Here is a 19817-nt window from a genome sequence, read left to right as displayed (position 1 = left end):
AATGAGAGGGCGCTCTCATTATTAGTAAAATCGCGGTTAGCCATTAGTTTAATTCATGTGAATAGTTGAACTGACAGGGCGCTTCCCTCTTACACTATGCGCAGTTATTACATCGTTACCGCACCCGCGGTAACCCTGTCAGGAGTATTATCGTGATTAGTCTATTCGACATGTTCAAGGTGGGGATTGGTCCCTCATCTTCCCACACTGTTGGCCCGATGAAGGCCGGAAAACAGTTCGTCGATGACCTGGTCGAAAAAGGATTGCTTAATGCAGTGACTCGTGTGGCGGTTGACGTCTACGGTTCACTGTCATTAACCGGCAAAGGCCACCATACGGACATCGCCATTATCATGGGACTGGCGGGCAATCAGCCCGATACGGTCGATATTGACGCGATCCCGGCTTTTATCCGTGACGTCGAAGCGCGCGGTCGTCTGCTGCTGGCCAACGGCCAGCATGAGGTCGACTTCCCGGCGGATGACGGCATGCGTTTTCGCAGCGACAACCTGCCGCTGCACGAAAACGGCATGACCATTCACGCCTGGGCCGGCGAGAAAGAGATCTACTGCAAGACCTACTACTCGATCGGCGGCGGCTTTATTGTCGACGAAGAGCACTTCGGCAAGGAAAACGCCAACGAACTGCAGGTGCCCTACCCATTTAAATCGGCGCAGGAAATGCTGGCCTACTGCAAAGAGACTGGCCTGTCGCTCTCCGGGATGGTGATGCAGAACGAGTTGGCTCTGCACAGCAAAAAAGAGATCGAGGATTATTTCGCCAACGTCTGGCAGACCATGCGCGCCTGTATCGACCGCGGGATGAACACCGAGGGCGTGCTGCCTGGCCCGCTGCGCGTACCGCGTCGCGCCTCGGCGCTGCGTCGTCTGCTGGTGGCCAGCGATAAGCTCTCCAGCGATCCAATGAACGTTGTTGACTGGGTCAATATGTTCGCGCTGGCGGTCAATGAAGAGAACGCCGCCGGCGGTCGCGTGGTAACCGCGCCGACCAACGGCGCCTGCGGCATCGTTCCGGCGGTACTCGCCTATTACGATCACTTTATCGAGTCCGTCAGCCCGGAGATCTATATTCGCTACTTTATGGCCTGCGGGGCGATCGGCGCGCTGTATAAGATGAATGCGTCCATTTCCGGCGCGGAAGTCGGCTGTCAGGGCGAGGTGGGCGTCGCCTGCTCGATGGCGGCGGCGGGCCTGGCTGAACTGCTCGGCGCCAGCCCGGAACAGGTTTGCGTGGCGGCGGAGATCGGCATGGAACACAACCTCGGCCTGACCTGTGATCCGGTCGCCGGCCAGGTGCAGGTGCCATGCATTGAACGTAACGCCATCGCTTCCGTCAAGGCGATCAACGCCGCGCGAATGGCGATGCGCCGCACCAGCGAACCGCGCGTCTCGCTCGATAAGGTGATCGAGACCATGTATGAAACCGGTAAAGACATGAACGCCAAGTACCGCGAAACCTCGCGCGGCGGCCTGGCGATTAAAGTTCAGTGTGACTAAACTTTTCGTGCCCCTCTGCGCCCGCAAAGCGCGCAGGGGGTTAACCCTGGTGACTGAAATCTCCCTGATGCGCCTTCAACGGCGCATTTTCTTTTTTCTATACCTGGCGATATTCTGCCACTACACTTGCTCTATAAAATAAGCCACGCTTAACCACTCGTCCTGTCGACAGGGTGTCGCACATGCAGACTGCACAAAAAGTCATTACGGCCTATCGTCACAAACGCATTATTGTCTGCCTGCTGGTAGCCCTGGCGACCCTGGGCGCCACATTAGCCATCCGATTTATTTCGCAGCGCAGCGTAAATGAAGATTATATTCGCACGGCCGCCAGCCAACGGGTGGCGGCGCTCAATGACATCTTGCGCCCGCTAAGCGCGCAGCGAGCCACCCTGCTCCCTCTGGTGGGCAAACCCTGCCCTGATATCCATCTGACGCTGCGCAAAATGGCGGCCTCGTTGCAAACCATTCGTTCCGTCGCCCTCGTCACGTCAGGTATCGTTTACTGTTCCAGTATTTTTGGCCCGCGACAGGCGGACTTACATCGCCTGCAGCCCGCGCTTCCTGCGCCCCGCCCTCTGCTGCTCTTCTCGAACGACAGCTCCTTGCTCAAAGGCTCGCCGGTACTGATCCAATGGTATCCAGCCGCGGAGAACGGCCTGGACGGCGTGATGCTGGTGGTGAATATTGAGCTGTTGGGAACCTTAATTCTTAATGAAAAATCGGCCCTGATCAGCGACGTCAGCCTGCAGGTTGGCGATCGTTATTTTAGCAGCCGCCATGGGCTTCTCGAAAAAGCGCATGTCCCGCAGGGCACGGTGATTTATCGCCAGCGCTCTACGGAGTTTCCGTTTACTGTCAATATTAACGGCCCTGGCGCCTCGGCGATTGCGCTTGAGGAGCTGCCCGGCGAGCTGCCGCTGGCGCTGATTTTTAGCCTGCTAATGACCGGCATCGCCTGGCTGGCCACCGCCGGCAGAATGAGTTTCTCGCGGGAAATAAGCCTTGGCATTTCGGCCCGGGAGTTTGCCCTCTGGTGCCAGCCGCTGCAGGATGCGCGCAGCGGCCGCTGCTGCGGGGTGGAGATCCTGCTGCGCTGGAATAATCCCCGCCGTGGGACGATTTCGCCGGAGGTATTTATCCCCATCGCCGAAGGCAATAATCTGATCATCCCTCTCACCCGCTATGTGATTGCCGAAACCGCTCGCCGCCTGGACGCTTTTCCTCGCGACCGCCATTTTCACATCGCGATCAATGTCGCCGCGCGCCATTTCGCTAACGGACTCCTGCTGCGCGACCTGCACAATTACTGGTTCAGCGTGGATCCGGTGCAGCAGCTGGTGGTCGAGCTAACCGAACGCGATGTCCTGCAGGATGGCGACCAGCATATGGCCGAACATCTGCACTTTAAAGGCGTACAGCTGGCGATCGATGATTTTGGTACCGGCAATACTTCGCTCTCATGGCTGGAAAAGCTGCGCCCGGATGTTTTGAAGATCGACCGCTCGTTCACCAGCTCGGTCGGCATAGATAGCGTGAACGCGACGGTGACAGATATTATTATCGCCCTCGCCAACCGCCTGCATATTGTTACCGTTGCCGAAGGGGTGGAGACGCTGGAGCAGGAAAACTACCTGCGTAGCCACGGCGTCGATGTGCTGCAGGGGTTTTATTATGCGCGGCCGATGCCGGTGGAGGCGTTCCCGGCGTGGCTGGCCAGCAGGGAGGAGAGTGAGGGTGAGGGTGAGACGACAGAATAACTCGCCGGCCGCAGCGGCCGGCGAGCCTGGCGATTACTCTTCTTCGTCGCTCGGCGGACGAGTGACCACCGCGCGCACCAGATCGACCCGGTAATCATTCGCTTCCACTACGGTAAAATGCAGCGGCGGAAGCGACACGACGTCGCCAATGCGCGGGATATGACCATTGGCGGAGATCACCAGCCCGGCAACGGTGGCAATATCCTCATCGTCATTGATCAGTGGATCCAGCCCCAGCGCCTGCTGCAGCGCATGCAGGTCGGTCGACCCCTTAATAAGCCAGCCATCGCCATCGATGACAATCTCTGGCGTCTCATCAGCGTCCGGGAATTCACCGGCGATGGCTTCAAGGACGTCCAGCGGCGTGACCAGCCCCTGCACCACGCCAAATTCATTAGTTACGATGACGAAGCTGCCGCGCGCCCGACGCAGGACCCCGAGCAGATTGATCGGGTCCAGCGTTTCCGGAACGACAATTGCCGGGGAGGCAGAAGCCAGCGCCGCGACGTTTTCCCCCGACTCCAGGGCCACCAGCATCTCTTTCGCCCGCACGATACCAATGATTTCATCCAGCTCTCCGCGGCAGACCGGGAAGAGGCTGTGCGGCGACGACAGCAGCTGACGACGAATTTCATCTTCACTCTGTTCAGCGTCGACCCAGCTGATTTCTCCGCGCGGGGTCATGATGCTGCGCAGGGAGCGCTGGGCCAGGGTCAGCACGCCATTAATCATGTAGCGCTCTTCTTCCGCAAAGGCGCCCTCAGGAACGGGCACCGCGGCTGGACTGTCTGCGTCATGGCTGACGGAGGCCTGTTTGCGGCCGCCCATCAGGCGCAGGATGGCATCCGCGGTACGAGCGCGCAGCGGCAGCGTCGACTGGTGGCGAACAAAGTTACGGCGCGCCACCTGGTTAAAGAACTCGATAATGATCGAGAAACCGATCGCCGCGTACAGATACCCTTTTGGAATATGGAAGCCAAACCCTTCCGCCACCAGGCTAAGGCCAATCATCAACAGGAAGCTCAGACAGAGCACGACCACCGTCGGGTGCTGGTTGACAAAGCGCGTCAACGGCTTGGAGGCCAGCAGCATCAAGATCATCGCGATCACCACCGCCGCCATCATCACCGGCAGATGGTTAACCATCCCGACCGCCGTGATCACGGCGTCCAGGGAGAAGACGGCATCCAGCACCACTATCTGCAATACTACTACCCAGAAACTGGCATAGCCTTTACCGTGACCGGCATCGTGCTGGCGGTTTTCCAGCCGTTCATGCAGCTCGGTTGTCGCCTTAAACAACAAGAAGATCCCGCCGAGCAGCATGATGAGATCGCGCCCGGAAAAGGAGAAATCGGCGATGGTAATCAGTGGTTTCGTCAGCGTTACCATCCAGGAGATGACCGACAGCAGCCCCAGGCGCATAACCAGCGCCAGTGACAGGCCGATCAGACGCGCTTTATCGCGCTGCTTCGGCGGCAGTTTGTCCGCCAGGATGGCAATAAACACCAGGTTGTCGATACCGAGCACAATTTCCAGAACGATAAGCGTCAACAGGCCGGCCCAGATTGAGGGATCCATTAACAATTCCATGTACGACTCCGGTTTGCGGCAAGGTCAGTCATCGCCATGCCATGCAGGGGCGCGACACCAGGTGCTGAAAGAAATGCGGGATACGTAGAGGTGGCAATCAGATGCCAGAAAGTGAAAAGACGTCGATGACGGTCCATACTGCGGGCTATGCCCTATACTCCTGAGTAATTAAACGGAAGTTAAACATAGCAAAATATAGATCGAAATTGGAAATAATTTACCTGAATTTGCAATAACTAAGGCTATTTTTTGCGCTGCAAAATTATTCGCAGACGATACGTGATTAACGGATCTTCATCACATTAATTATTTTTTCACTGTCTAAAATAATTCGCGGTAGTAACTATTTTCTATCTTACACCCTAACTGAATCGATTTTGTCCTCAAGAGTGATTCAGGATGTATCAAAGCAGATGATGCATTCACGATAATAAAGGAGGTAGCAAGTGACGATTGCTATTGTAATAGGCACACATGGTTGGGCTGCAGAACAGCTGCTGAAAACAGCAGAAATGCTGTTGGGCGAGCAGGAAAACGTTGGCTGGATCGATTTCGTTCCGGGTGAAAATGCCGAAACGTTGATCGAGAAATACAACGCCCAGTTGGCAAAACTGGATACCAGTAAAGGCGTGCTGTTTCTCGTCGATACATGGGGAGGCAGCCCTTTCAACGCTGCGAGCCGCATTGTCGTCGATAAAGAGCATTACGAAGTTATCGCCGGCGTCAATATCCCGATGCTGGTGGAAACCTTCATGGCCCGCGACGACGATCCTTCCTTTGATGAACTGGTCGCCTTAGCGGTTGAAACCGGCAGCGAAGGCGTGAAAGCGCTTAAAGCCAAACCGGTGGAAAAAGCGGCCCCTGCGCCCGCGCCTGCCGCAGCGCCAAAAGCCGCCGCACCGGCCAAACCCATGGGCCCGAACGACTACATGGTAATTGGCCTTGCGCGTATAGACGACCGTCTGATCCATGGTCAGGTCGCCACCCGCTGGACCAAAGAGACCAACGTTACCCGCATCATCGTTGTCAGTGATGAAGTGGCCGCGGATACCGTGCGTAAAACTCTGCTGACCCAGGTTGCGCCGCCGGGCGTCACCGCTCACGTGGTGGATGTGGCCAAAATGATCCGCGTCTACAACAACCCCAAGTATGCCGGACAGCGCGTTATGCTGCTGTTTACTAACCCGACCGACGTTGAACGTATCGTCGAGGGCGGCGTGAAAATCACCAGCGTCAACATCGGCGGTATGGCGTTCCGCCAGGGTAAAACCCAGGTTAACAACGCGATTTCAGTCGATGCCAAAGATATTGAGGCGTTTAAAAAGCTGAACGCCCGCGGTATCGAGCTGGAGGCACGTAAAGTGTCCACCGACCCGAAACTGAAAATGATGGATCTGATCGCTAAGGTTGATAAATAACCCGGCGGATCGCGCCCCAGTTTTCACTTTAAGACTTAATCAACAGGAGAAGTACAATGGAGATTACCCTTCTTCAGATTGTGCTGGTGTTCATCGTCGCGTGTATTGCGGGTATGGAGTCGGTACTTGATGAATTTCAGTTCCACCGTCCCCTGATCGCCTGTACGCTGATCGGCGCCGTTCTCGGCGATATGAAAACCGGTATTATCATCGGCGGTACGCTGGAGATGATAGCCCTGGGCTGGATGAACATCGGTGCGGCGGTAGCCCCTGATGCCGCGCTGGCGTCCATTATTTCCACCGTCCTGGTTATTGCCGGCCATCAGAGCATCGGCGCCGGTATCGCGCTGGCTATCCCGCTGGCGGCGGCAGGCCAGGTGCTGACCATCATCGTGCGCACCATCACCGTGGCCTTCCAGCACGCGGCGGATAAAGCGGCGGAGAATGGCAACCTGACCGCCCTGTCGTGGCTGCACGTCTCGTCCCTGTTCCTGCAGGCGATGCGTATCGCTATCCCGGCCGTTATCGTGGCGATTTCCGTCGGCACCAGCGAAGTTCAGGGCCTGCTGAATGCTATCCCGGAAGTGGTCACCAGCGGTCTGAACATCGCCGGCGGTATGATCGTGGTTGTCGGTTATGCAATGGTCATCAACATGATGCGCGCAGGCTATCTGATGCCGTTCTTCTACCTCGGCTTCGTCACCGCCGCCTTCACCAACTTCAACCTGGTGGCCCTGGGCGTGATTGGTGCGGTCATGGCAATCCTCTACATCCAGCTGAGCCCGAAATATAACCGCGTCGCCGGTGCGCCGGCTCAGGCGGCTGGTAACAACGATCTCGATAACGAACTGGACTAACAGGTGAGCGAAATGGTTGATATGACTAAAAATACCACCGAGAAAAAACTCACACAGAGTGATATTCGTGGCGTGTTCATTCGTTCTAACCTGTTCCAGGGTTCATGGAACTTCGAACGTATGCAGGCGCTGGGGTTCTGCTTCTCTATGGTTCCGGCGATTCGTCGTCTGTACCCGGAGAACAACGATGCGCGTAAGCAGGCGATTAAGCGTCACCTTGAGTTTTTCAACACCCACCCTTACGTTGCCGCTCCGGTACTGGGCGTAACGCTGGCGATGGAAGAGCAGCGCGCCAATGGCGCAGAGATTGACGATGGCGCTATCAACGGCATCAAAGTCGGTCTGATGGGACCGCTGGCCGGCGTTGGCGACCCGATCTTCTGGGGTACCGTGCGTCCGGTGTTTGCAGCCTTAGGCGCCGGGATCGCGATGAGCGGTAGCCTGCTCGGTCCTCTGCTGTTCTTTATCCTGTTCAACGCGGTGCGTCTGCTGACCCGTTACTACGGTGTCGCCTATGGTTATCGCAAAGGCGTGGATATCGTTAAAGATATGGGCGGCGGCTTCCTGCAGAAACTGACTGAGGGGGCGTCAATCCTCGGCCTGTTTGTCATGGGGGCGCTGGTTAACAAGTGGACGCATGTGAACATTCCGATGGTGGTGTCAAAAATCACCGGCTCTGACGGACAGGTTCACGTCACCACGGTGCAGACTATCCTTGATCAGCTGATGCCGGGTCTGGTGCCGCTGCTGTTGACCTTCGCCTGTATGTGGCTGCTGCGTAAGAAAGTTAACCCACTGTGGATCATCGTCGGCTTCTTCGTCATCGGTATCGCCGGCTATGCGGTCGGCCTGCTGGGTCTGTAATTTCCAGGCTGTACGCCGGGGGCTTGCCCCCGGCTTTTTTTTATCAGGAGAAACGCAAAGCAATGACCTTCACGGACCTGGTGATCATCCTGTTTATCCTTGCGCTACTGGCCTACGCGATATATGACCAGTTTATTATGCCGAGGCGAAACGGCCCGGTACTGCTGGCCATCCCTCTGCTTCGCCGCAGTCGCGTTGACGGCATGATCTTTGTCGGCCTCACCGCCATTCTGATCTATAACAACATCACCCAGCACGGCACGGCGATCACCACCTGGCTATTATCTGCGCTGGCACTGATGGGGCTCTATTTATTCTGGATCCGTACGCCGAAAATCATTTTTAAACCGCGCGGCTTTTTCTTCGCCAACGTGTGGATAGAATATCAGCGGATTAAAGAGATGAATTTATCCGAGGACGGTGTGCTGGTGATGCAATTAGAGCAACGGCGGCTGCTGATACGCGTACGAAATATCGACGATCTGGAGAAGATATACAAACTTCTCATTACAACTCAATGACTTAAAAATATAGCCGGCGCTATATTATTCCCGTTAGCAGCGGAGAAATATTATAGCCACGGCTATATTTTCCGCCTAACCTTATCTTTTTTATTAACTATTTTTTCACTTATAAATTTAAATGAAAATCGTTATCATTTGGTTATTAAAATAGACCTCTTCTGTTATTGTTTTATATTCTAAAAATATGTTAAGGTTGCGCCCGTCGTTGGGGAGTAGCCGATTTCCTGCCCGCCAGGAAATGTACGTGTCAACATACTCGTTGCAAAACGTGGCACGTACGGGTTGAAGAGATTCAATCAGGCGAGACCATAGATACATCACTGCTGTACGTATTGCTCAGCCATTGAGCGGCTCCGCGTATGTTTACTGGGGGCAGCGATGTGTCATATGGATTATCCCCGGTCAGGACACGCACATGAATTTATCCGCTACCATTCTTCTCGCTTTCGGCATGTCCATGGACGCCTTCGCAGCCTCCATCGGCAAAGGCGCCACCCTGCATAAACCCAAATTTTCAGAGGCAGTACGCACCGGGCTGATTTTTGGCGCCATTGAAACCCTGACGCCGCTGGTCGGCTGGGGGCTTGGCATGCTGGCCAGCCAGTTTATCCTCGAGTGGAATCACTGGATTGCCTTTATTTTACTGGTGTTTCTCGGCGGGCGAATGATCGTCGAAGGTTTTCGCGGCGACAGCGACGAGGCGTGCGAGGCGCCTCACCGACATGGTTTCTGGCTTCTGGTCACCACCGCCTTCGCCACCAGCCTTGACGCGATGGCCGTCGGCGTCGGTCTGGCCTTCCTTCAGGTCAGCATTGTGACCACCGCGCTGGCGATCGGCTGCGCCACCTTTATCATGTCGACGCTGGGGATGATGGTCGGTCGCTTTATCGGCCCGCTGCTTGGCAAACGAGCCGAAATTCTCGGCGGTATCGTGCTGATTGGCATCGGCAGCGAAATCCTCTGGAGCCATTTCGCCGGTTAAGCTTTACGCTTCGCGCTGCCAGCAGTGGATCATAAAATCGGTCTGGCAACCAAAGGTCGGCTGCTGACGCAGCGCGGCGTGCACTTCGGCTTTAGCCCGCCATGCGAACGGCGTCATCTGCAGCAGGGCCTGCGCTTCACTTCCCGTCAGGATCATCGGATAAGCCAGCTGCTGCTGAGCCTCCAGGCGGAACCCCGGCATCGCTTCCGTCTTCAGCTCATGCAGGCGAACTTCATCGTAAATCACCCCTTTCAGCTCCAGTAGGTGACGGGGACCCGGCGTGGCGGTGATCACCCAACCACCGGGACGCACCACCCGCGCCAGCTCTTCGGCGTTGCAGGGCGCGTAAATGCGCACTACCGCGTCGAAGCTAGCGTCGGAAAATGGCAGGCGCTGGCTGGAGGCCACGCAAAAATTCACCTGCGGGTAGCGTTTTGCCGCCGCGCGGATCGCCGGCTTCGACACGTCCAGCCCCCAGCTGCGGCTGGCGATGGCGGCAAACGCGTGGGTGTAATACCCCTCGCCACAGCCGATATCCAGTAAATCCGTAGGGGCGTAATGTCGCAGCCGCTCAGCGATAGCATCCCGTAGCGGCTGATAATGTCCGGCGTCGAGGAACGCCCGCCGGGCCTGCATCATTTCGGCGCTATCGCCGGGATCGCGCGACCGCTTGAACTGCACCGGTAGCAGATTGACGTACCCCTCTTTCGCCAGATCGAACTGGTGCCGCTGCGGGCAGGAATAGTGGTTGTCGCTACGGCTGAGCGGCGCGTGACAAAGGGGGCAACTGTATGACATGACGGCTCCGGTGTTGCTGAAAGGGCGAAAGTGTAGCGCTATTCGCCCCTGCAGACCACTGTTACAGCGCCGGCCCCTGTGGGTGGCTATCGTGCATTACGATCAGATTCTCCGCCCCTTGCGGCATGCCGTCCGGCATGACGTTCTCCAGCCGCAGGACATCGCCCATGATCTGGCTGAAGACCGGCGCGGACACAGCGCCGCCGTAATAGGAACCATTGCTCGGATCGTTCATCACCACCACCAGCGCGAACTGTGGTCGACTGGCGGGCGCCACGCCGGCGGTATAGGCCACATACTTATCGATATATTTGCCGTCCGGGCCGATTTTCTTCGCCGTGCCGGTTTTTACCGCCACCCGGTAGTCGCGTACCGCCGCTTTGGTACCGCCCCCGCCCGGGAGCGCCACGCTCTCCATCATATGTTCCACGCTATGCACAATACTCTCCGGCATCACCCGCGTGCCCATCACCGGCGGATCGATGCGGGTAATCGACAGTGGTCGCGCAATGCCGAAGCCGCCGATGGTGGCGTAGACGTGGGCGAGCTGGAGCGGGGTGACCATCAAACCATAGCCGAAGGCGAAGGTGGCGCGATCCAGTTGCCCCCAGTAGCGGCGATGCGGCATCAGCCCGGCGCTTTCGCCGGTCAACCCCAGCCCCGTCGGTTCGCCAAAGCCGAAAGCTTTATAGGTATCGATCAGATGCTGCACCGGCATGGCGAGCGAGAGATGGGACACGCCGGTATCGCTGGATTTCTGCAGGATCCCGGTCAGGCTCAGCTCCGGATAATAGCCCACATCGCGAATACGATGGCCATCGAGGACGAACGGATGGGTATCCACCACGCTGTCTGGCTGGACAATCCCCTGCTGTAGCGCAGTCATGATCACCAGCGGTTTGACCGTCGACCCGGGCTCGAAGGTGTCGCTGATGGCCCGGTTGCGAAAATCATCCAGCGTCGCGCTATCGCGATTGTTCGGATTGAAGTCCGGATAGCTGGCCATCGCCAGGATCTCGCCGGTATCAATTTTGATCAATACCGCCGCCCCGGACTCTGCTTTGTTCCAGCGGACGGCGTTGTCGAGGGCGTCTTCCGTCACCGTCTGCAGGCGTTCATCAATACTCAGCTGCAGATTATGCGCCGGAACCGGCGGCACTTCGGTAATGTTCTCAATGACATTGCCATGTTTATCTTTACGCACCAGACGTCGCCCGGGTTTACCGGTCAACTGGGCGTTAAAGCTTTTCTCCACCCCTTCGATGCCCTGATTATCAACATTGGTAAAGCCCAGCAGATTGGCAGCCACGTGGCCCGCCGGGTAGAACCGTCGCGATTCATCGCGCAGGTAAACGCCCGGCAGATGCAGTTTATCAATCCACTCTGCCTGCTCGGGATTGATCTGACGCGCCAGATAGAGAAAGCGAGCGTGGGGATGACTCTGTACCCGCTGGGCCAGCTCTCCGAGGTTGAGGTGCAGCGCTTCGGCCATCGCCTGCCAGCGGGGCCCATAGCCCACACCGCCCTTCTCCATAGTGGTCTGCGGGTCGATCCAGATAGCACTGACCGGAACGCTCACCGCCAGCGGCCGTCCTTCCCGGTCGCTGATCATCCCCCGCTCTACCGCTACGGGTTCTTCGCGCAGGGAGCGCATATCTTCTTGTTTTACCAGGTTATCGGGGGAGATAATTTGTAGCCAGCCCACGCGGACCAGCAGCAGCCCCAGACAACCGAGAATGGCCACACACAGTAACCCGAAGCGAATCGGGGTGAAACTGGCGGCGGACTTCGTTTTTTTCTTTAGCACCATAGCTCCGGCATTGTTTTGCAACCAACTGATTTAACAGAAAATTAGCAAAACAGACTGCTACACAATGCTAATAAAGTTGAGTATTTGCAACAAGACGCGACGGGAGGGGGAAAAATGACATGCTTTGCAATAAAAATGCAAAAGCCCCGCGCAGGCGAGGCTTTTATACAAGAAGAGTGGTCTTGTATCAGATAGCAGTTACGTTAACTGCAGCCGGACCTTTCTGGCCGTCCTGAATTTCGAACTCAACGTTCTGGCCTTCAGCCAGAGTTTTGAAGCCGTTACCCTGGATAGCGGAGAAGTGTACGAACACGTCTTTGCTGCCATCAGCCGGAGTAATGAAACCAAAACCTTTAGACTCGTTGAACCACTTAACTTGACCTTTAATCTTTGCCATTTGCAAAATTCCTTAGACTGTTTTCTTCGCCTGCTGGCGTTTACCTAGATAAAACTGACACATAACTGCATGAGGCACTAATTTAAGGTTCGGCAGAGAAGCGGTATTCAACGACAACGTGTTTACTCAGGACTTCTTTACTGAAAATGCCACACATAAACAGAACTGTACCTCGTTTAACCCGAAACGTGTTATCACACACTACGTAAATAATGGCAAGCCATTTTTAAACGTGTCTCGATCGTTCGCACAAATTATAAGGTAATCATTTGATCGCCTGCACATTTATGCGTCTTTGCCGCCCCTGGCAAGGCGCTACAGCATAAGCCAATACCGCCCATTCGCTGCCTCATTACTGCAACTTTTTTACCATAGCTCAACAACTTCGCTTCGTCCAGGTATGTCCGTACACGAACTGCTGTGATGTAAGGGTCTGGTGGGCAACGGTGAATATTGATGCGCATAATTCGTTATAACTCCAGACTAAAAATCGCTAAGCCGTGCCAGTGTAGTGATAATAAAACCTGTTAGTCGTCACGCTAAAAATAGTGCTAATTCTGCACCTTAATAATGAAAAAAAGATGACAGTGTCACGTTACCCAACAATAAACGCGGCGAGAATGACTTTATTTACAGCGTGTAATAAAGAGGATATTGCACTAAGAAAGGAATAATGGAATAAGAATAAGATATTACCGCCCGCTATCATGCAGGTGCGCATCTTATGATGCACACCTGTCGGGCGCCTTAACGTTCAGCTACCAGGCGGATAAACTCATCCTCCCCTTTCGCCTTGCCGGCGACGGTCGGCTCAGCCACATCCTCTTTCTCTGGCGCATTAGCTTCGCACAGGCGACGTAACAGCGCATTCTGCCGCTTTTGCTGATCCAGCAGCGCTTGCAGCAGCTCTATCTGCTCATTCGCCCGCGAACTGGCGCGGTTGACGAAGAACCATAACAACAGACCGACAAGCAGCAGCGCCACGGACACAGCCAGCGATGCCAGATTTAAAATCCCAGGATTTAGTAACTCACTCATTTCACCACCTCAAAGAGAAGGCGTTCATTCTACCACCCGCGGCGCAGAAGGAAATCAGTCGGCAGAAAAATGTCTTACCACGGAATAAATTTATTAATAGTGCAAATGCCGCTGAAAAACTGAACATCCTGGTCGCACATTACGTTAAGCATCTGAGTCCACAGCAACAGGCAGCCTGCTATGATGACTATCAGTAAAACCCACCGTAATTTTTTCACTCCACTCTCCGCATCAGTACGCAATGTCGCCAGGATAGCACGGCCTTCTTAAACCGCGGCTAACTGTATTACGAAAGGTAAGTTTAGGAATCATCGACTTGTTTCAAAACGTGTTCGTGTCAAAATCACGCCAGGGATCATACAAATAATGAGGCATCAATGCGATTAATCATTCGTACTATTATCTTGGTGGCTATCTTATGGATTGGCGTATTATTGAGCGGTTATGGGGTGTTATTCCACAGTGAGGAAAACGTCGGCGGTCTGGGTCTTAAGTGCCAATACCTCACCGCCCGCGGAGTCAGCACCGCACTTTATGTTCATTCCGACAGCGGAGTGATCGGCGTCAGCAGTTGCCCTCTGCTGCGTAAAAGCACAACCGTGGTTGATAACGGCTAACATCGAACCGGCGATCGCGACGTAGCGCCGCGGTCGCCAACCCCGTTATCCGCCGCCTCAGAACGGATAGTCGTTGTATCCCATTTGTTCAGAAATCTTACGCGCCGCCTGGTGGAGCATCGCCACGTATTCATGCAAGCGTTCTTCAGAGAAACGTAGCGTTGGGAAAGAGATGCTTAGCCCGGCGATGACCACGCCGAAACGGTCAAACACCGGCACGCCAATGCAGCGCAGCCCCTCTTCCTGTTCCTCATTATCCTCGCCATAGCCCTGCTCGCGAACGCCATCCAGCACTTTCAGCAACTCCTCGGTGCTGGTAATGGTCCGCTCGGTGCTGCGCTTATACTCCACGCCGTCGAGGATCTGCTCCACTTCGCTGCGATCGCGCCATGCCAGTAGCACCTTGCCAATCGCGGTACTGTACAGCGGGTTGCGGCGGCCAATACGCGAGTACATCCGCAGGTTATACATCGAGTCAATTTTATGGATGTAGACGATACTGTCTTCATCCAGCGCCCCAAGATGGATGGTCTCTTTCGTCAGTCGCGAAAGTTCGCGCATCTGAATATCGGCGCTGCGCACCAGGTCGACGTTCTGCAGCGCGCGCGCGCCCAGTTCGAACAGCTTGAGGGTGAGAGAGTATTTCTCAGACTCTCCTTCCTGTGCCACATAGCCCAGTGATTTCATGGTCTGTAAAAAGCGATAAACGGTGCTTTTCGACATCATGACGCGCTGGGACAGTTCGGTAATGCCAATTTCACGCTCTTCACCCAGCGCCTGTAGGATGCCGAAAACCTTCAATACCGAAGAGACAGAATCTGGCTGTTTATCCAAATCTGCACCTGCCATTTATCACCTCGTCGTAACTGTTTTATAAAAATTAGAACCGGTTTTTATTATAAATTCGCCGCCTCTGAGCCGCAATCATTCTTCTGCCACTTCGTTACAAATCTGCGACATACTGCGAATTAATCAATGCTAAACTCATCATTCAAAAAACCGTTTCATTTAAGACTCATATTCACCATGGATAAAAATTCTTCTGATGGCGTGCCGTTGCCGCAACGCTATGGCGCCATTCTGACCATCGTGCTTGGGCTGACCATGGCCGTGCTCGACGGGGCTATCGCCAACGTCGCGCTGCCGACTATCGCCAGCGATCTCAACGCCTCACCGGCGGCTTCAATCTGGATCGTTAACGCCTACCAAATCGCCATTGTCATCGCCCTGCTGCCGCTCTCCTTCCTCGGCGACATGGTCGGCTATCGGCGTATCTATAATATAGGCCTGGTGGTGTTTACCTTTACCTCGCTGGCCTGCGCGCTGTCGCGTAGCCTCGAAATGCTAACCTTCGCTCGCGTCGCGCAGGGATTGGGCGGCGCCGCGCTGATGAGCGTCAACACCGCGCTGATCCGTCTGATTTATCCGCAGCGCTTTCTTGGTCGCGGCATGGGCATTAACTCCTTTGTCGTTGCCGTCTCTTCGGCGGCAGGCCCGACTATCGCCGCAGCGATCCTCTCCCTCGCCTCATGGCAATGGCTGTTTTTAATTAACGTGCCTCTCGGCATCGTCGCCTTTGTTCTGGCCATGCGCTTTCTGCCGCCCAACAGCGCGCGCAGCAAAATCATCCGCTTCGATCTGCCGAGCGCCATTATGAACGCCCTTACCTTCGGGCTGCTGATCACCGCCCTGAGCGGTTTCGCCCAGGGGCAGTCCACTCAGCTGGTGCTGGCGGAGGTCGCCGCTATGCTGGTGGTGGGGTTCTTCTTCGTTCGCCGCCAGCTCACGATGCCCGTCCCCCTGCTGCCGGTCGACCTGCTGCGTATCCCACTCTTCTCTCTCTCTATCTGCACTTCCATCTGCTCCTTCTGCGCGCAGATGCTGGCGATGGTCTCTCTGCCCTTTTTTCTGCAGTCGATGATGGGGCGCAGCGAAGTGGAGACTGGTCTGCTGCTAACGCCGTGGCCGTTAGCGACCATGGTGATGGCGCCGCTGGCCGGCTATTTGATCGAGAAATGTCATGCCGGGCTGCTGGGGGCTATCGGCCTGCTGATTATGGCCTGCGGCCTGTTCGGCCTGGCGCTGCTGCCCTCGTCGCCCTCCGATCTGGATATCATCTGGCGCATGGCGCTGTGCGGCGCCGGCTTCGGGCTGTTTCAGTCGCCGAACAACCATACCATCGTCGCCTCGGCTCCGAGCCATCGTAGCGGCGGCGCCAGCGGCATGCTGGGCACCGCTCGCCTGCTCGGACAGAGCACCGGCGCGGCGCTGGTGGCGCTGCTATTCAATTTGCTCGGTAACAACGGCACCCACACCGCCCTGCTGCTGGCCGGCACCCTGGCTATCGTCGCCGCGCTAATTAGCGGTCTGCGGGTCACTCAGCCGCGCGCAGCCTGACGGACGGTAAAAAAAATCCGCAGCTTGCGGGCTGCGGATTTTCGTTTTCAGCGTCAGAAGATAGATTATTTCAGATATTCACCGCTACGCAGGGCTTCAATACGCTTATCCAGCGGCGGGTGAGTCATAAACAGTTCGCTCATGGATTTCGCTTTACCGTTAATGCAGAACGCCATCATGCTGCTGGCTTCCTGCGGCTCATAGCTGGTTTTCAGACGCTGCAGGGCTGCAATCATCTTCTCGCGGCCTACCAGACGCGCCGAGCCGGCGTCAGCATGGAACTCACGGTAACGCGAGAACCACATGGTGATTATGCTGGCCAGAATACCGAACACCAGCTCAAGCACCGTGGCGACCGCGAAGTAGATCAGCGGGTTGCCATTGCTGCTCTCCCCTTCATCTTCCCGGTTGCCGCCGAGGAAACCGGCCGCAATCTGCGCGATAACGCGGGAGATAAAGATAACGAAGGTGTTCACCACCCCCTGGATCAGGGTCATGGTAACCATATCGCCATTGGCGATGTGGCTGATTTCATGGGCAATGACCGCTTCCGCTTCATCACGGCTCATGTTTTGCAACAGCCCGGTGCTGACGGCGACCAGCGAGGCGTCACGACGCGCGCCGGTGGCGAAGGCGTTAATGTCAGGCGCGTGATAGATAGCTACCTGCGGCATGGCAATACCTACCTGCTGCGCCTGCTGCGCAACGGTATTCATCAGCCAGCGTTCCGTTTCGTTGCGCGGCTGCTCGATCACTTCCCCACCCACTGACTTCAGCGCCATCCACTTCGACATCATCAGCGAAACGATAGAACCACCGAAGCCGAACAGCAGGGCCATAATCAGAAGACCGGTCATGCTGCTGGATTGGATCCCCGTGAGGCTTAACACCAGCCCGAACACGACCATCACTGCCAGGTTCGTCAGCAGGAAAAGCGCGATTCGCATCATAATTTTCTTTTTACCTCAATTTAACAAAACGCACTATGCGATTACCCACATCGTATGGGTCAGGCTGCAATTTTCAACCATCAGCCCCCGCTAAGTCACGATAAAAACACAACTTTACATTTTGTAGCATCTTGCTGACAGCGGCAGCGCAGGTTGACATTTTGTTAGATGAGCTGAATGGCGATGACAACGCGCACAAAAAAAACGGGCACCTCTCAGAGTGCCCGTTAGCAACTTATTTGCTGGCCGGCGGTTCCACCGCCGGGCGCGCTTTCTCCAGATGCGCCAGGTCTATCGCGATATGGACCGTTTCATCAAGATACGGATCCGGCTCCTGGTAATCCTTCGGCAGATCGTCCAGTTTTTTCAGCGGCGGCTTGCCTTCGCGTTTCAGGCGATCGTTAATCCGCGCCAGACGAATCGCATCATCTTCTTCGTTCTCTTTCTCACGCTGGGCGTAGTTCAGAGAGACGATGTTACGTTTGTCCTTCATCGCGTTATAACGGGCAATATCCTTCATGATGTACTGGAATTCAGGATCCTGCGCAATACGCTCGTCGTGGCGCTTGAGCAGCTCCGGTCCAAACGGGGTCAGATCCCCGGACTTCACATAGGTGGCCGCGTTGATGCTATCCCACGGCAGCGCGTTGTCTTCATACTGCTCGCCGGTTTCGCGATCTTCATTGCCGGTTGGCATCATGATATCCGGCGTCACGCCTTTGCGCTGCGTACTGCCGCCGTTAATACGATAGAACTTCTGGATGGTGTACTGGACGGAACCCAACGCCGGCCACTCCGGACGCAGCATTTGATCGTAAATACGATTCAACGAGCGATACTGCTGTACCGTCCCTTTACCGAAGGTCGGTTCGCCAACGATCAGCGCGCGGCCATAGTCCTGCATCGCTGCGGCGAAGATCTCAGACGCCGAGGCGCTAAAGCGGTCAACCAGCACCACCAGCGGCCCTTTGTAATAAACCACGCCATCGTTGTCGCTGTCTTCGCGCACTTTGCCATTATTATCCCGCACCTGCACCACCGGACCGGACGGAATAAACAGACCCGAGAGCGATACCGCCTCTGTCAGCGCTCCGCCGCCGTTGCTGCGCAGGTCAATGATGATGCTGCTGACGTTCTGTTTTTCCAGCTTCTGCAGCTGCACTTTCACGTCATCGGTCAGGCCAACGTAAAAGCCTGGAATATCCAGCACGCCGACTTTTTCTTTCCCGACGGTTTTCACCGACATCTTCACCGCACGGTCTTCCAGACGAATGCGCTCGCGGGTCAGCGTTACAATACGCGTCTTGGCTCCTTTACCGGCCGGCAGGATTTCAAGACGAACCTTGCTGCCCTTCGGCCCTTTAATCAGCGCCACGACGTCATCCAGACGCCAGCCGATGACATCAACCATCGACTTCCCGGTCTGGCCAACGCCAACGATGCGATCGCCGACGCTGATCGCTTTGCTTTTCGCGGCTGGACCGCCCGCCACCAGCGAATTAATGACGGTATAGTCATCATCCATCTGCAGCACGGCGCCGATCCCCTCGAGTGAGAGGCTCATTTCGGTGTTGAACTGCTCGGTATTACGCGGCGACAGATAATTTGTGTGCGGATCGATTTCGCGAGCGAAGGCGGTCATCGCCAGCGAGAAGACATCTTCGCTGTTGGTTTGCGCCAGGCGACGGATAGCAAACTTATAGCGACGGGTTAAGGTGTCGCGGATCTCTTTATCGTCTTTACCCGCCAGCTTCAGGCTTAACTGGTCAAACTTAACCTTAGCGTCCCACAGCTTGTTCAGCTCGGCCTCGTCTTTTGGCCACGGCGCTTTGGAGCGGTCAAGGTTGAAATTATCATTGCCGGTAAAGTCCATCGGACGTTCAAGCACCTTCAGCGCATACTGATAGCGCTCGAAGCGGCGCTGCTGCCCCAGGTTGTAGAGGTCGTAAAAGACATCCAGTTTCCCGCTGCGCAGCTCATCGCCAATTTGGTCTTTTTTAGCCGCAAACTTCGCCACATCGCTGGCCAGCAGCACATTGTGGCTGTAGTCCAGCAGGTTCAGATAACGGTCAAAAATCTTTGCCGAGAAGGCGTTGTCGAGATCAAACTGACGGTAATGAGAGCGGGTAAAGCGCGACGTCACGCGCTCGCTTACCGTCGCGTGCTGCGGCTCTTCTTTCAGCACGGGGATTTGATCTGCGCGGGTTATGTCATCAACAGCGAATGCATGGCCTGCTATTGCCAGCAGGCCCGCAAGCGCGGTGATTTTAAAAAATGTGTTCATGCCTGGCCCGG

General features: G+C 55.7%; 18 protein-coding genes and 1 pseudogene. 9 read left to right on the top strand and 10 right to left on the bottom strand.

Annotation, left to right across the window (positions count from 1 at the left end):
- Positions 1–152 precede the first annotated feature (152 nt).
- Positions 153–1517 carry an L-serine ammonia-lyase gene (sdaA, locus tag IB144_RS09970; RefSeq protein WP_004151445.1) on the top strand — a complete coding sequence of 455 codons (1365 nt, stop codon included), beginning with the start codon at positions 153–155 and terminating at the stop codon, positions 1515–1517.
- Positions 1518–1699: 182 nt separating this feature from the next.
- Entirely contained in the window at positions 1700–3277 is a 1578-nt protein-coding gene (locus IB144_RS09965) for an EAL domain-containing protein (protein WP_040216157.1), read from the top strand.
- A gap of 33 nt (positions 3278–3310) precedes the next feature.
- On the opposite strand, the gene yoaE is transcribed toward IB144_RS09965, so the two are convergent.
- Positions 3311–4870: a CNNM family cation transport protein YoaE gene (gene yoaE, locus IB144_RS09960; protein WP_004145524.1), complete on the bottom strand. Its 1560-nt coding sequence runs from the start codon at positions 4868–4870 to the stop codon at positions 3311–3313.
- Positions 4871–5316: 446 nt separating this feature from the next.
- Between yoaE and manX the strand changes: the two genes are divergently transcribed.
- The 5 genes from manX to mntP all read left to right on the top strand — a co-directional run bounded on the left by manX (position 5317) and on the right by mntP (position 9515).
- Positions 5317–6288: a PTS mannose transporter subunit IIAB gene (manX, locus tag IB144_RS09955; protein ID WP_002910917.1), complete on the top strand. Its 972-nt coding sequence runs from the start codon at positions 5317–5319 to the stop codon at positions 6286–6288.
- A gap of 56 nt (positions 6289–6344) precedes the next feature.
- Positions 6345–7145: a PTS mannose/fructose/sorbose transporter subunit IIC gene (locus tag IB144_RS09950; protein ID WP_002910918.1), complete on the top strand. Its 801-nt coding sequence runs from the start codon at positions 6345–6347 to the stop codon at positions 7143–7145.
- Between the two features lie 12 nt (positions 7146–7157).
- Complete coding sequence (locus IB144_RS09945) at positions 7158–8009, top strand: PTS mannose transporter subunit IID (protein ID WP_004145526.1); 852 nt, start codon at positions 7158–7160, stop codon at positions 8007–8009.
- Between the two features lie 62 nt (positions 8010–8071).
- A complete protein-coding gene (locus tag IB144_RS09940) occupies positions 8072–8530 on the top strand; it encodes a DUF986 family protein (protein ID WP_002910920.1) in 459 nt (152 codons plus the stop codon).
- A 418-nt stretch (positions 8531–8948) separates the two neighbouring features.
- Positions 8949–9515, top strand: a complete 567-nt coding sequence (gene mntP, locus IB144_RS09935; RefSeq protein ID WP_002910921.1) for a manganese efflux pump MntP — start codon at positions 8949–8951, stop codon at positions 9513–9515.
- A gap of 3 nt (positions 9516–9518) precedes the next feature.
- Here mntP and rlmA read toward each other — a convergent pair whose 3' ends face one another.
- From rlmA to mgrB, 6 genes and pseudogenes are all read right to left on the bottom strand, one after another.
- On the bottom strand, positions 9519–10313 hold the full coding sequence (rlmA, locus tag IB144_RS09930) for a 23S rRNA (guanine(745)-N(1))-methyltransferase (RefSeq protein WP_149359021.1): 795 nt from the start codon (positions 10311–10313) through the stop codon (positions 9519–9521).
- A gap of 61 nt (positions 10314–10374) precedes the next feature.
- Positions 10375–12123 carry a peptidoglycan glycosyltransferase FtsI gene (gene ftsI, locus IB144_RS09925; protein ID WP_002910924.1) on the bottom strand — a complete coding sequence of 583 codons (1749 nt, stop codon included), beginning with the start codon at positions 12121–12123 and terminating at the stop codon, positions 10375–10377.
- Between the two features lie 187 nt (positions 12124–12310).
- Positions 12311–12520 carry a transcription antiterminator/RNA stability regulator CspE gene (gene cspE / locus IB144_RS09920; RefSeq protein WP_001062678.1) on the bottom strand — a complete coding sequence of 70 codons (210 nt, stop codon included), beginning with the start codon at positions 12518–12520 and terminating at the stop codon, positions 12311–12313.
- An 85-nt stretch (positions 12521–12605) separates the two neighbouring features.
- Positions 12606–12677, bottom strand: a pseudogene (locus tag IB144_RS09915) (DUF2627 domain-containing protein); the annotation flags it as partial.
- A 590-nt stretch (positions 12678–13267) separates the two neighbouring features.
- A complete protein-coding gene (locus tag IB144_RS09910) occupies positions 13268–13558 on the bottom strand; it encodes a YebO family protein (RefSeq protein WP_002911374.1) in 291 nt (96 codons plus the stop codon).
- 74 nt (positions 13559–13632) lie between these two features.
- Positions 13633–13776 (bottom strand): PhoP/PhoQ regulator MgrB, encoded by a 144-nt coding sequence (mgrB, locus tag IB144_RS09905; protein WP_002911375.1) that lies wholly within the window; start codon positions 13774–13776, stop codon positions 13633–13635.
- 159 nt (positions 13777–13935) lie between these two features.
- Between mgrB and IB144_RS09900 the strand changes: the two genes are divergently transcribed.
- A complete protein-coding gene (locus IB144_RS09900; RefSeq protein WP_004145533.1) occupies positions 13936–14175 on the top strand; it encodes a YobH family protein in 240 nt (79 codons plus the stop codon).
- A 57-nt stretch (positions 14176–14232) separates the two neighbouring features.
- Here the strand turns inward: IB144_RS09900 and kdgR are convergent, their stop codons facing one another.
- Positions 14233–15024: a DNA-binding transcriptional regulator KdgR gene (kdgR, locus tag IB144_RS09895; RefSeq protein WP_002911378.1), complete on the bottom strand. Its 792-nt coding sequence runs from the start codon at positions 15022–15024 to the stop codon at positions 14233–14235.
- Positions 15025–15201: 177 nt separating this feature from the next.
- Here kdgR and IB144_RS09890 point away from each other — a divergent pair, with 177 nt between their 5' ends.
- Positions 15202–16572 (top strand): MFS transporter, encoded by a 1371-nt coding sequence (locus IB144_RS09890; protein WP_149359022.1) that lies wholly within the window; start codon positions 15202–15204, stop codon positions 16570–16572.
- A 65-nt stretch (positions 16573–16637) separates the two neighbouring features.
- Here IB144_RS09890 and htpX read toward each other — a convergent pair whose 3' ends face one another.
- Together htpX and prc are read right to left on the bottom strand one after the other, a co-directional pair.
- Complete coding sequence (gene htpX, locus IB144_RS09885) at positions 16638–17522, bottom strand: protease HtpX (RefSeq protein ID WP_002911381.1); 885 nt, start codon at positions 17520–17522, stop codon at positions 16638–16640.
- A gap of 235 nt (positions 17523–17757) precedes the next feature.
- Complete coding sequence (gene prc, locus IB144_RS09880; protein WP_065888596.1) at positions 17758–19806, bottom strand: carboxy terminal-processing peptidase; 2049 nt, start codon at positions 19804–19806, stop codon at positions 17758–17760.
- Positions 19807–19817 lie beyond the last annotated feature (11 nt).

Origin of the sequence: Klebsiella sp. K4, assembly GCF_014596785.2 — a bacterium.
Taxonomy (GTDB): Bacteria; Pseudomonadota; Gammaproteobacteria; order Enterobacterales; family Enterobacteriaceae; genus Klebsiella; species Klebsiella pneumoniae.
Note: the sequence above shows the minus strand (reverse complement) of the source record. Positions and strands in the feature narration are given on the sequence as shown.

What these genes read in the sequence shown, in the direction of transcription:
- htpX (WP_002911381.1), bottom strand. Translation starts at nt 17,522, where the DNA reads ATGATGCGAATCGCGCTTTTCCTGCTGACGAACCTGGCAGTGATGGTC.
- cspE (WP_001062678.1), bottom strand. Translation starts at nt 12,520, where the DNA reads ATGGCAAAGATTAAAGGTCAAGTTAAGTGGTTCAACGAGTCTAAAGGT.
- ftsI (WP_002910924.1), bottom strand. Translation starts at nt 12,123, where the DNA reads ATGGTGCTAAAGAAAAAAACGAAGTCCGCCGCCAGTTTCACCCCGATT.
- IB144_RS09950 (WP_002910918.1), top strand. Translation starts at nt 6,345, where the DNA reads ATGGAGATTACCCTTCTTCAGATTGTGCTGGTGTTCATCGTCGCGTGT.
- IB144_RS09965 (WP_040216157.1), top strand. Translation starts at nt 1,700, where the DNA reads ATGCAGACTGCACAAAAAGTCATTACGGCCTATCGTCACAAACGCATT.
- IB144_RS09890 (WP_149359022.1), top strand. Translation starts at nt 15,202, where the DNA reads ATGGATAAAAATTCTTCTGATGGCGTGCCGTTGCCGCAACGCTATGGC.
- yoaE (WP_004145524.1), bottom strand. Translation starts at nt 4,870, where the DNA reads ATGGAATTGTTAATGGATCCCTCAATCTGGGCCGGCCTGTTGACGCTT.
- rlmA (WP_149359021.1), bottom strand. Translation starts at nt 10,313, where the DNA reads ATGTCATACAGTTGCCCCCTTTGTCACGCGCCGCTCAGCCGTAGCGAC.
- IB144_RS09900 (WP_004145533.1), top strand. Translation starts at nt 13,936, where the DNA reads ATGCGATTAATCATTCGTACTATTATCTTGGTGGCTATCTTATGGATT.
- IB144_RS09940 (WP_002910920.1), top strand. Translation starts at nt 8,072, where the DNA reads ATGACCTTCACGGACCTGGTGATCATCCTGTTTATCCTTGCGCTACTG.
- IB144_RS09945 (WP_004145526.1), top strand. Translation starts at nt 7,158, where the DNA reads ATGGTTGATATGACTAAAAATACCACCGAGAAAAAACTCACACAGAGT.
- mntP (WP_002910921.1), top strand. Translation starts at nt 8,949, where the DNA reads ATGAATTTATCCGCTACCATTCTTCTCGCTTTCGGCATGTCCATGGAC.
- kdgR (WP_002911378.1), bottom strand. Translation starts at nt 15,024, where the DNA reads ATGGCAGGTGCAGATTTGGATAAACAGCCAGATTCTGTCTCTTCGGTA.
- prc (WP_065888596.1), bottom strand. Translation starts at nt 19,806, where the DNA reads ATGAACACATTTTTTAAAATCACCGCGCTTGCGGGCCTGCTGGCAATA.
- IB144_RS09910 (WP_002911374.1), bottom strand. Translation starts at nt 13,558, where the DNA reads ATGAGTGAGTTACTAAATCCTGGGATTTTAAATCTGGCATCGCTGGCT.